Below are 11,542 nucleotides of genomic sequence, written 5' to 3'. Positions count from 1 at the left end.
TGTTGGAAATTCTGCGTATTTCTGGATGTTTCTGCGATAGCCGAATTTCCCAAACCCATGCGCCGCCATCTCTCCCTACTCCTGTTGGGCTCCGTCACGAGCCTGTATGCCAAGGAACCGTCGATCACCGGGGACCGCACGCCTCCCGCACAACCGGCCAGCGTGTGGTTCACCGCTCCGGCCCGGGTGATGGGCAAACCGCGCGTGGACATTGCCGCGGATGGCACGCAGACCGAGATCGCGAAGGAGGCGCGGAAGTATGACTTCTGGGAATCCCTACCCGTGGGCAACGGTCGTCTCGGCGCGATGGATTGCGGCGGCGTCGATTTGGAACGGGTGATCCTCAACGAGTCCAGCGTGTGGTCCGGCGGAGACTACGATGGCAACAAGTACGATGCTTATAAGAGTTTGGCGGAGATCCGCCAGAAGCTCTTCGCCGGTGACATCGCCGGAGCGGAGGACGTGCTCAATAAAAACTTCGGCTGGGTGGGCAAACGCTTCGATCCGACGCAGTTCGGCAGCTACCAGACAGTCGGCGATCTGCTGCTGAAGTTTCCGGACAGCGAGGAAGCGGCCACCGGTTACCGCCGTGACTTGAACCTGCTCACCGGCGTGGTGACCACGACCTACACGCGTGGCGGCGTGACCTTCACCCGCGAGTTGGTGGTTCCCAAGAAAGAGGAGGTGATCGCGATCCATCTGAAGGCGGACAAGCCGGGCGCTCTCAGCTTCCTGGCCACGCTCGCCCGCCCCGCGCAGGCCAAGACCCGCAAGGATGGACAGCGATTCGTGATGGAAGGCCAGCTCACCTTCGACTGGCCCGGCAAGCAGGGCGTGCGATACCAGGCACTGCTCGGTGCGAAAACGAAAGGTGGCAAGGCCGAAACCGGCGACGATGGTATCCGCATCACCGGCGCGGACGAGGTGACGCTCTACGTCTCCGCCGGCACCGACATGCGGACGAAGGACTTCACCGCACCGATCGCCAGGCGTCTCACCGCCGCTCTCTCCGCGGACTTTGCTCCGATGCGCGATGCCGCTGCGAAGGATCACCAGGCCTATAGCGAGCGCTGCCAGCTCACGCTTCCCTCCACCGATGCGGCGAAGCTGCCGACACCCGAGCGCGTGAAGCAGGCGGAGAAGACACCCGATCCGGCACTTGAGGCGATCTACTTCCAATACGGCCGCCATCTGCTCATCTCCGGCTCGCGCCCGGACTCCACGCTGCCCACCAATCTCCAGGGCATCTGGTGCGAGGAAACCAAGGCCCCGTGGAACGGCGACTTCCACAGCAACATCAACCTCCAGATGAACTACTGGCCGGCGGAGGTGACGAATCTTTCCGACTGCCATCTGCCGTTGTTCGACCTGATCCGCCTGACCGCGAAGCAAGGCGTGAACTCGGCGAAAGCCTACTACAACGCACCGGGCTGGCTGTGCTTCCACACCCAGAATCCCTGGGGCTATTCGGCTCCGTCCAATCTCTCGGCAGGTTCCGGATCCACCTGCGGCGCGTGGCTGGCCCAGCATATCTGGACCCACTACGACTACACCCGCGACGAAGCCTTCCTGAAACAGAACTATCCGGTGATGCGCGAGGCCTCCCGCTTCTTCCTCGCCACCCTGGTGGAGGAGCCGAAGAACCATTGGCTGGTGACCAGCCCCTCGAACTCTCCGGAGAACGACTACGTCATTCCCGGAAAGGACAAGAGCGACAAAAAGGCCCACACCTCCCTCACCTACGGTGCGACATATGACATGCAGATCATCCGCGATCTCTTCACCAATACCGCCGCCGCCGCCAAGGTACTGAAGACCGATGCCGATCTGGTGCAGAAGATCGAGGCGGCGAAGGCCAAACTCGCACCAACCCGCGTCAACAGCGAGGGCCGCATCATGGAATGGATCGAGGACTACGAGGAAACCGATCCACACCACCGCCACAGCTCGCCGTTGTGGGGACTGCATCCGGGCAACCAGATCACCGCGGGCACGCCGGAATTGTTCAAAGGCGCGCGCCTGCTGCTGGAACGCCGCGGCGATGCCTCCACCGGTTGGTCGATGGCATGGAAGTCGAACTTCTGGGCACGCCTCCGCGATGGAGACCGCAGTCGCAAGCTGCTCTCGATGCTGATCGGCCGCGGCGCGGGCAATTTGTTCTGCCTGCATCCGCCCTTCCAAATCGACGGCAACTTCGGCGGCACCGCGGCCGTCGCGGAGATGCTGATCCAAAGCCAGCAATCCGACGACAAGGGCGCACCGGTGATCGACCTGCTGCCCGCCCTGCCCTCGGCGTGGTCGGATGGCAAGGCCACCGGCTTGAAGACGCGCGGTGGCTTCACCGTCAATCTCGAATGGAAGGCCGGGAAGCTGACGAGCGTGAATATCGTCTCCGCGTTCGGCGGCCCTGCCACCCTCCGCAATGGCGACACCACCGTGGCCATCACCACCACCAAGGGCCAGACACTCAAGCTGGGTGCCGACCTGAAGTGAACCGCTCTCTTTTGCATCGCCATGTCCCGTTACAAGTCCCTCGTCGCCCTCGGCCTGCTGTGTGCGCCGGTATTCGCCGCCGATCTCTACGTCTCGCCCTCCGGGAAGGATGAGAATCCCGGTACCTCCGCCGCGCCGCTTGCGTCTCTGGATGGTGCGCGATTGAAGGCACGCGCCTTGGCCGGAAAGGAAAAGGTCACCGTTCATTTCGCCAAAGGCGTCTATTACCTCCCCGCCACCGTCCGCTTTACGGCGGAGGATTCCGGAGCGGAGGGCAAGCCGGTCATCTATGAAGGCGAGGAAGGCGCGGTCATCAGCGGCGGCAGCCTGCTCAAGCTCGATTGGCAACCGGATGGCGCGGGCCGCTTCAAGGCTGTCACGCCTGCCGGATTGGAAATGGATCAGCTCTGGATCAACGGCCGCCGTGAGCCGATGGCCCGCTTCCCGAACCGCGAGGAAGGCAAGAACCTCTTCGATGCCTGGGTGCTGGAACACACCAGCACGCCCGATCCGGAGAAGGATCCGCTCAAGCCGGAACGCATCGCCAAATGGTCGAATCCCACCGGCGCTTATCTTCATGCCATGCACATCTCGCTGTGGGGCGACATGCACTGGCTGGTGAAGGGCAAGAAGGCGGATGGCTCGCTCGACATGGAAGGCGGCTGGCAGAACAACCGCCCGTCGAAGATGCATCCGCGCTACCGGATGGTGGAGAACGTCTTCGAGGAACTCGATGCACCCGGCGAATGGTTCCACGACCGCGCGAACAACACGCTCTACTACCAGCCGCCCACGGGCACCGATGTGAAGACCTCCACCGTGGAGGTCGTTCGATTGCCGCGCCTGCTTTCCTTCGAAGGCGCACAGGGCAAGCCGGTGAAATTCATCGGTCTACGCGGCCTCACCTTCCGCCACGCCGCGCGCACCTTCATGGCGAACAAGGAGCAGCTCCTGCGCACTGACTGGACCGTCTGCCGCGATGGCGCGGTGTTCCTCCAGGGCGCGGAGAATTGCGCGGTGGAAAGCTGCACCTTCGACCAGGTGGGCGGCAACACGATCTTCGTGAACGACTATAACCGCCGTATCACCATCCGTGGCTGCTACATCCACGACAGCGGCGCGAATGGCATCGCCTTCGTCGGAAGCCCGGAAGCCGTGCGCAGTCCGCTGTTCCGCTATGGCCCGCAGGATTATGCGAAGATCGACCGCACTCCCGGCCCGAAAAACGACCGCTATCCGGCGGATTGCCTGGTGGAGGATTGCCTGATCACCCGCACCGGTCGCGATGAGAAGCAGACCGCACCGGTGGAGATCGACATCGCCGCGCGGATCACCGTGCGCCACTGTTCGCTCTATGATGTGCCACGCGCGGGACTGAACATCGGCGATGGCTGCTTCGGCGGCCATGTTGTCGAGGACTGCGACATCTTCAACACCGTGCTCGAAACCGGCGACCATGGCTCCTTCAACTCGTGGGGCCGCGACCGCTTCTGGGATCCGGGCATCGGCAAGTTCTCCGCGGAAGTCGCCAAGGACCCGAGCCTGCCGTTCCTCGATGTGATCGAGCCGATCACGCTGCGGCACAACCGCTGGCGTTGCGACCATGGCTGGGACATCGACCTCGATGACGGCTCGACCCGCTACGTGATCGAGAACAACCTGCTGCTCAACGGCGGTCTAAAGATGCGCGAGGGTTACAAGCGCATCGCCCGCAACAACGTGATCGTGAACAACGCCCTCCACCCGCATTGCTGGCCGCTGGACAACGGCGACATGTTCACGGGCAACATCGTCTCCGACTCCTACAAGCCCGCCGCCATCCACGGTGGCAAGTGGGGCGAAACGGTGGACAGGAATCTCTTCACCACCAGCGATGCGGACCGCACCAAGTATGCGAAGAATGGTTGCGACGCGAACTCCATCGTCGGCGATGCGTTGTTCATCAATCCGGAGAAGGGCGACTTCCGCGTGAAGAACGGTTCGCCCGCATTCAAGATCGGCTTCAAGAACTTCCCGATGGACAACTTCGGCGTCACCAGCCCGAAGCTGAAAGCCATCGCCAAGACGCCGGTGATCCCCGAACTGAAAAAGGGCTCATCTCCCGCCGCCACCACGAATACCTCCCAAATCACCTGGATGGGTGCCCGCCTGCGCGACATTTCCGGCGAGGAGTTCTCGGCCTATGGCGTGAGCAAGGAATCCGGCGGCGTGGCGATCGCCGAAGTTCACTTGGACCCCTCCGCACCGGCCAACATCGCGGGTTTCAAGACAGGAGACCTGATCCAATCCGTGGGTGGCAAGGCGGTGTCCAATCTCGCCGCGTTCAAGGATGCCTTGGCGAAGCTTCCATCGAAGCCGGAGACGCCCTTCGGCATCATCCGCAACCAAGCACCCTCCACCATCACGATGAAGGGCAAGATCGAGCAGCCGAAGTAAAGATCCCATCACGGATCTCTTCGTTCCAACGGAGCACCCCATACCCAGGGTGAAATCCTGGGTATGGTTGGATTGATATTCGCATGCTGAAGGCACGCCCCATGTGGAGAGAACGCTTCAGGCGTCCGTGCGCTTGAACGTTTCTTCAAGCACGCCCCAACATGGGCCACCCTTTCAGGGTGGAATCCTTTTCCCATTCAACCCGGGGTTGCCGCCCCGGGCTGGTATGGGCCGTCCCGTGGGGACGCGGGCAAGCCGTCCGCCCATCACGGCGTTTCCTTCCGATCCCGCTTCAGGAGCAGCATCACTCCCCGCGCGGGGACGGCTTCGTGAAGCGTGATCATCGTCTGGCCGCCCGCCTTCTTCGCATCGTTGCCGAGCGTCGCGATCGTGGACACGTGGCCGATGGCATTTCCGCAGGCATCGACCAGCGCCGCCCCGCTGGAACCCGGTGCCCATTCGGTACTGGCATTCATGCGCAGGCGCACGGCGTCCTCGAACTTCATCGGATCACCGTTCTCGCCGCTCTTCCAATAGAAGCGGCTCACCACCCCCGCGCTGAAGTAGCCGAGGTGACCGAAGGGCTCGCTGTAGAGATAGGCTGCATCCCCCGGTGCCACCTGGTCCTGGAGCGGCAGCGGTTCCAGATTCGAACCCTCGATCCGCAACACCGCCGCATCCAGATCCTTGTCCGCGGCGATCACGGAGGTCACCGGATACACCTTCTCCTCCGCATCCACGGCGATCAGATACCCCTCCCGCATCTCGTGATCCGGACGCACGCAGTGATGGCAGGTCACCACCGCGCCCTTGCGATCCACCACATAGCCACCGGCAAGATTGAGATGCCAGTGATCGCACTTCGGGCAGAGATAGAACCAGCCGATACGGACGAATCCCTTCGATGCCAGCGTTGCAACTTCCCGGCCTCCCATCGGCGTGGTCCGGACCGGCACCAGCTCCACCGGCTCCGCCAGCGGCTTTTCCACCAGCTCGGCCAGCTTCTCCTTCGTGAGCAGTTTGCCCGCGTCCTTGAGCGCTTCCGCCTGTTTGACGATGCCGGGATTGTTTGAAAGCGGCATGCCCGGCTCGATCTGGACGCCAGGAGCCTGGGCAAAAATCGGAAGACCACCGGCAAAGAGCAGCGCGGCACAAATGGAAGGAACAGATTTCAAAGACATCGGTGTGAAATGGGAAACTCCTATTCCAAAAGCACGAATCCGCCCAATACCCGCCTTTTCTTCAAAATTGCATCCCACGCGATGTGATAAGGATTCTCTCCGGCTTCGTCTCCGTTGAGAAGCAGCCGATCCTAAAATGCTATTTTACCAAGTCGGCCGGATCACCGGGAAGTTTGTAATCCTTGGTGTTCTGAACCCCACAACGGATGAGAGTATTATCCTTCACCACAACATCGGGACTGTCGGATAGCAGAATGCCGCGGGCGAAGGCATCGCGGATCTGGCAGCCGGAGACTTCCCCCGTGCCATGGAAGAAGGCCACGGCATCATCACCGGATGCGATGAAGCGGCAGTTCTTCACGATATTCCCCTTGGTCGGAGGATCCCATGGCTGTCCGATCTGAGGTCCCCCGTCGGGCGAGGCAAGGCACGGCGTCTGACCGGCGATGGGAGCGGCGCGATCGGTCACGCAATCGAGGATCTGAATCTTGTCGAACCCACCGCGGAAGACCCCACGGGTTTTCTGCGTCCACTTCACCGATTGGAAAATGAAGTCGGAGCCTTCCATGAGCCAATAGGCCTGGCCGCCGTGGCCTTTGCCACCATGCTTCGACTTGATGCCGATCAACTCGCCTTTTTGATAGTTCGGCACGAGATTCTTCTTCACGAGATCGAGCTGCCATAGGCGGTCGCCGAGCGGCTTGGCCTCACGCCACGCGAGCTGCACGTTGTCCTTCACGACGAGCTGCGGGTCCTCCTTGCTGTTGGTGTAGCGGCGGATGAAGCGGCCTTGGTCGCTGGTGGGGTTGAAGATATCCGCAGGGGTGGGAAATCCCTCCTGGATATCGAGCACCACCTTGCCTGCCGCCGCTTCGACCACCAATCCCTGGCTGACCGTGTACTTCTCCCGCGTCATGTGCATGTCGGCCATGGTGACATGGAAGACCTTGCGACCGAAGATCGCATGGATGTCGTTGTTGAAGACCAGGACCGTCTTCTCCATCCCGGCGCCTTTGAACACAAGCCGGCCGTCCGGACCCGGATTGACCCCACTGAGATCGATCGATCCATCGTCGGTGTCCTTGCCTTCCACCTTGTAGGTGCCTTCGTCAAACTCCAGGACGATGGTGTCGTTCGGCTCCTTGCTGAAATGTTCCTTTGCTGCCTGGATCGCCTTGCGGATGCCATCCGCGGTGATGCCGTATTGCTTTTGAACATTCCAGCGGAGCGTCTCCGCGCCAGCACTGAGAGACAAGGCACCTGCCATCAAGGCCGCTACGGCGATGTGTCGAAAGCGTGCGGTGGTGGGAGCGGACGGGCGATTGAAGATGAATGAAGACATTGGTTTGGAAATTGAGTGTGAAGGATAACAGCAGATGGAGACCCGTCAGCGCGGCCCTTTGAAGTCGTCCGGGGTTCTGTTCTGGAGAGCGGTCAGCTTCGACCAATCGGCGCGTTTGGTCTCAAAGTTGAGGATGCGGATCTCAGATGGCTGGAGCGTGACGGTGATGGTGTCACCATATCGATAGGCGTTCTTCAGTCCCTTCAGCGAGTCCGCGAGCGGAGAACTGAGCTGGTAAGTGGTTTGAGCGGAATTTTTCGTGAGGCCGAATTTCCGGTCGAGGGTGAAGGCATAGGTCTGAGGTTTGTCCGCCGGGTTGTGCAGCGAGACGTAGCCCTGTTCGTCCTGCCACGCCGTGTAGCCATAGACCTCCTTCCTACCTGGATCGCCGCCGTGCATCTTCGAGTGCTTGAAGGTGGGGAAGACCTGGCGCGCCCAAAGGAGACCCTCGGCGAGGACGTCCCAGTCATACGCTTTGAGGATGTCCGGCTTGATGTACAGCTCGACGAATCCGGTGCCTCTGGACAAATGCATGTAGAGATACTTGCGGAAGGCATCCTTGGTTTCCTCGCTGGTGGTCTTCTTCGGTTCGTGGTTGAAGATGGAGCAGAGGGGAAACTGGGTGTTCTCGGAAACCGCGAGGTCGTGATACACGCGGTCGCGATAGACGAGCTCGCCGGTGCGACCAGCCCCTTTGGCCGCATCGCCCGCATTGATCATCCACACGGAGTCCACGTGCTGGAGCCACCAGGGGGAAAGCCACGCACCGTTAGAGATGACGATGTAGACATTCGGATTGATGGCGTGCATCTTCTGGAACGCGTCGATCAAGCGATCCGAGCCCTCGGTGAGGTACTGGATCTTCTGAAGATCGTATTGGGAGTCGTTGAGCTTCTCTTCCGATCCCTTGAAGCCTTCGATATCAAAGTTGCGCGTGTTGAGGTGTCCGAACACACCGTCGAGCTTGAAGTAGGTCACACCCATCCGGGTGAGTTGCCCGAGCCGGTCGGTGAGCTTGTCCATGTAGCGCGGATCGGAGAGGGACATCCACGGATCGAGTGCACGGAAGCCCGCCTTGCGCATGGCGGGGATCGCCGGTTGCCCGCCGAAAACGCAGCCCGGAGAAAGCCACAAGCCGAGACTCGATCCGGCCGCTTTCGTCGCGGCTTTCACATCCTTGAATTCCGGGTCGAATTTCTTGTTCACCTTCCAAACCGAATCCGACCAATCGGAGGTATCCTGCCATCCATCGTCGATGACGTAAGCGGAGAGCGGCGGGACTCCGCGGGCGACGTTGAGCTCATCATGGATCTTCCGGATCGAAGCGATGAATGGGGCGGCCTCGACGTTCTTTCCCTGGTCGAACCAGCAGTTGTATTGGACCTGGAGGCGCAGCGGGCGGATGCGGGTTTGATCGATGTAATCAAAGAAGGCCTCTTTGACGAAATCCGGTGAATCGGCGACTCCGAGCACGGAAGAACAGGTCGTGTAGCGCTGACCGGCTTTGAGGGTCTTTCCGACAAGGTAGGAACAAGTGAGATCTCCAACCTTGGCCGTGTTGATGGAGGCCGGATGCTCGATTCCCCAAAAGGTTCCCGACTCCCTGGTGTAGAGGGGTTGGCCGAGACCGGGTCGCCATTTACCGGGACCACGGGCGGTGATCTGGGAGATGGTATAGGGTTGGTAGGCTTGCGCCAGTTGCAGCGACTCCAGATCGATCCGGGTGAGTTCGAGATCCGCGGCGGGCGTGAGTTCGAGTGACTTTCGTGAGAAGCTGTCGTCCGATCCCAATAGATAAATCAGCTTTGCCTCCACGGCGGAACGGGCCGATTTCATCACGATCTCCACGCGTGCGACTTCCTTGCCATCCACCACCGGATTGTCGGACGTCCTCGACACGATGGAGAAATCCGACGGCGAAAGCATCGATCCATCCTTCAAGTGAAGAATGAACTCGCGGGCGCTTTCAGGAGCGAGGGTTTTGCCATCCAGCTTGTTGAGGATCGAGGTCGTGGAGACGCCGCCTTTCGTAGTGATGGTGCGCTTGAGCGTGCTGTTCTCGATCGTGACGATGTCCCCCTCGATGCGAGCCTGGGGCTTTCCCAGAGAGAGTCCGGGAACCACGACAAGAAGCGTGAAGATGAATTGGATGTAGCACCACATGCTTCTGGATGAACCACCGATGCGTCAGAACGATCCAAACAATTTCAAACTTTTTCCAACGAAACCAAAACACATCTCCCGGGTTTCAACTGCTGATCAACATCCGCACTTGCTGAACCAAGCAATCACCACCCGATGCCGTCTCTTTCCTCAACAGCTTCCAAGCATGGCCGCTTTTTCGCTCTAGTCTCTTCGACATTCCTGACCGTGACGAGCCTCGTCCATGCAGGCGAAGGCCTCGCCCCGAAGCCAAACGAGCCGTGGGCCAAGCCCGATCCCGCCAGCCTCAAGGCATGGCAGGACAGCCGGTTCGGCATGTTCATCCACTGGGGGCCCTGCGTGGTCGGAGATACACGGATCAGTTGGTCACGTGGCGAGTCCGAATCGATGACGATCGAAAAATACGACAATCTCTACAAGAAGCTGGAAGCACCCAAGCTCGATGTGAACGGCTGGGTGGCTACCGCCAAAGCGGCAGGGATGAAATACATCGTTTTCACCTCCAAGCATCACGACGGCTTCTCGATGTGGGATACGAAACAAAGCGACTACAACGTGATGCATTCGCCATTGGCGCGCGACGTGGTGAAGGCTCTCTCCGAAGCCTGCCACCGCGAAGGCATGCCGCTGGGAATCTACTATTCGGTGTGCGACTGGCACCAGCCGGATTTCCCGCGCACCAGCCCGGCGGGCACCGTGAGGCGCGAGAAGTCCGACCAGCCCGCCTACCGCCGCTATATGGAGGCGCAGTTGACCGAACTGGTTAAAAACTACGGCCCTCTGCAATCGATCTGGTTCGATGTGCCGCAGGAGTTCAACCAGCAGATGGGCTGGGAGAACGTGAAATTCGTCCGCAGGCTCCAACCCGATATCCTCATCAACAACCGCGCCGGGGGTGGTGCCGGGGATTTCTCCACCCCGGAGCAAAAGGTCGGGGGCTTCAATATGAAGGACCCGTGGGAAACCTGCATGACGGTTTCCAGAGGATGGTCGTGGCGCTCCAAGGATGAGACCAAGCCGTTGAAGACATGCCTCCGGTCGCTCATCCAAGCTGCGGGCGGAAACGGCAATTTCCTTTTCAATGTGAGCCCGAAACCCGATGGCACGCTCGAACCGGAACACGTGGAACGTCTCAAGGAAATGGGAGCGTGGATGCAAGCGAATGGCGAAAGCATCTACGGCACCCAAGGCGGACCTTATATGCCCGCCAAGCACCTCGTCTCCACCCGCAAGGTGAAAACGATCTACCTCCACGTGCTGGATTGGCCGGAAGATACACTGACCCTGCCACCTCTCCCGGCCAAGGTGCTCTCAAGCCGGGTGCTCACCGGCGGTGAAGTCACTCTCCAGCAAACGGACGGGGGATTGAAGATCCAAATCCCCAAAACGGATCGCAAGGAGATTGATACGATCATCGCCCTGGAGATCGACAAGCCAGCCTCGGACATGACTCCGATCCCGGTGGAGAGCCACAACGTGCCGATTACGGAGGGCAAAAAGGGCAGCGCATCGAGCGTCCGCAACATTTTCGGCAACGTGAAGCGTTACTCGGCGGCCAGCGCGCTCGATGGCAGGGAAACCACCCGTTGGACGACCGAGGTGGGAGTCCACACGGGATGGATGGAAGTCGATCTGGGAAGCGAGCAAACCTTCGACCGGGCGGCCATCATCGTGACCGCAAGCACCGGGAAACGCTTCACGCTCGAATACAAGAAGGGCGATGTCTGGGAAACCTTCCACGAGGGAAAATCCATCGATCCCGGATTCAGTGCCAGTTTCACCCCGGTCACCGCCCGCTACGTCCGCCTCAACATCCGGGAATCGGCCAACGAACCCTCGATCTGCGAATTCCAGCTCTTCGCTCCGGCAGAGCGGAAGTAAGTAGAGGCGGCTTTCCTCCAAAAAAAAGAGACCCTCAACAGCGTTA

The 11,542-nt window shown here is 60.4% G+C and carries 6 protein-coding genes; 3 read left to right on the top strand and 3 right to left on the bottom strand.

The features are described 5' to 3' along the window. Nucleotides 1–57: 57 nt before the first annotated feature. Nucleotides 58–2,493 (top strand): glycoside hydrolase family 95 protein, encoded by a 2,436-nt coding sequence (locus tag KBB96_RS01975; protein ID WP_211631810.1) that lies wholly within the window; start codon nucleotides 58–60, stop codon nucleotides 2,491–2,493. Nucleotides 2,494–2,514: 21 nt separating this feature from the next. Further along, complete coding sequence (locus KBB96_RS01970) at nucleotides 2,515–4,929, top strand: PDZ domain-containing protein (RefSeq protein ID WP_211631809.1); 2,415 nt, start codon at nucleotides 2,515–2,517, stop codon at nucleotides 4,927–4,929. A 266-nt stretch (nucleotides 4,930–5,195) separates the two neighbouring features. Here the strand turns inward: KBB96_RS01970 and KBB96_RS01965 are convergent, their stop codons facing one another. The 3 genes from KBB96_RS01965 to KBB96_RS01955 all read right to left on the bottom strand — a co-directional run bounded on the left by KBB96_RS01965 (nucleotide 5,196) and on the right by KBB96_RS01955 (nucleotide 9,615). Then, complete coding sequence (locus tag KBB96_RS01965) at nucleotides 5,196–6,110, bottom strand: S1 family peptidase (RefSeq protein WP_211631808.1); 915 nt, start codon at nucleotides 6,108–6,110, stop codon at nucleotides 5,196–5,198. 139 nt (nucleotides 6,111–6,249) lie between these two features. Next, the gene (locus KBB96_RS01960) at nucleotides 6,250–7,452 is read right to left on the bottom strand and encodes a right-handed parallel beta-helix repeat-containing protein (RefSeq protein WP_211631807.1); all 1,203 of its coding nucleotides are present in this window, start codon (nucleotides 7,450–7,452) and stop codon (nucleotides 6,250–6,252) included. Between the two features lie 45 nt (nucleotides 7,453–7,497). Further along, on the bottom strand, nucleotides 7,498–9,615 hold the full coding sequence (locus KBB96_RS01955; protein ID WP_211631806.1) for an alpha-galactosidase: 2,118 nt from the start codon (nucleotides 9,613–9,615) through the stop codon (nucleotides 7,498–7,500). 207 nt (nucleotides 9,616–9,822) lie between these two features. On the opposite strand from KBB96_RS01955, the gene KBB96_RS01950 reads away from it, so the two are divergent. Further along, nucleotides 9,823–11,496: an alpha-L-fucosidase gene (locus KBB96_RS01950; RefSeq protein WP_211631805.1), complete on the top strand. Its 1,674-nt coding sequence runs from the start codon at nucleotides 9,823–9,825 to the stop codon at nucleotides 11,494–11,496. Nucleotides 11,497–11,542 lie beyond the last annotated feature (46 nt).

This window comes from Luteolibacter ambystomatis, from assembly GCF_018137965.1.
GTDB classification, from domain to species: domain Bacteria; phylum Verrucomicrobiota; class Verrucomicrobiia; order Verrucomicrobiales; family Akkermansiaceae; genus Luteolibacter; species Luteolibacter ambystomatis.
Note: the sequence above shows the minus strand (reverse complement) of the source record. Positions and strands in the feature narration are given on the sequence as shown.

Coding starts and splice junctions, on each gene's coding strand:
- KBB96_RS01960 (WP_211631807.1), bottom strand. CDS start 7,452: ATGTCTTCATTCATCTTCAATCGCCCGTCCGCTCCCACCACCGCACGC.
- KBB96_RS01970 (WP_211631809.1), top strand. CDS start 2,515: ATGTCCCGTTACAAGTCCCTCGTCGCCCTCGGCCTGCTGTGTGCGCCG.
- KBB96_RS01965 (WP_211631808.1), bottom strand. CDS start 6,110: ATGTCTTTGAAATCTGTTCCTTCCATTTGTGCCGCGCTGCTCTTTGCC.
- KBB96_RS01975 (WP_211631810.1), top strand. CDS start 58: ATGCGCCGCCATCTCTCCCTACTCCTGTTGGGCTCCGTCACGAGCCTG.
- KBB96_RS01955 (WP_211631806.1), bottom strand. CDS start 9,615: ATGTGGTGCTACATCCAATTCATCTTCACGCTTCTTGTCGTGGTTCCC.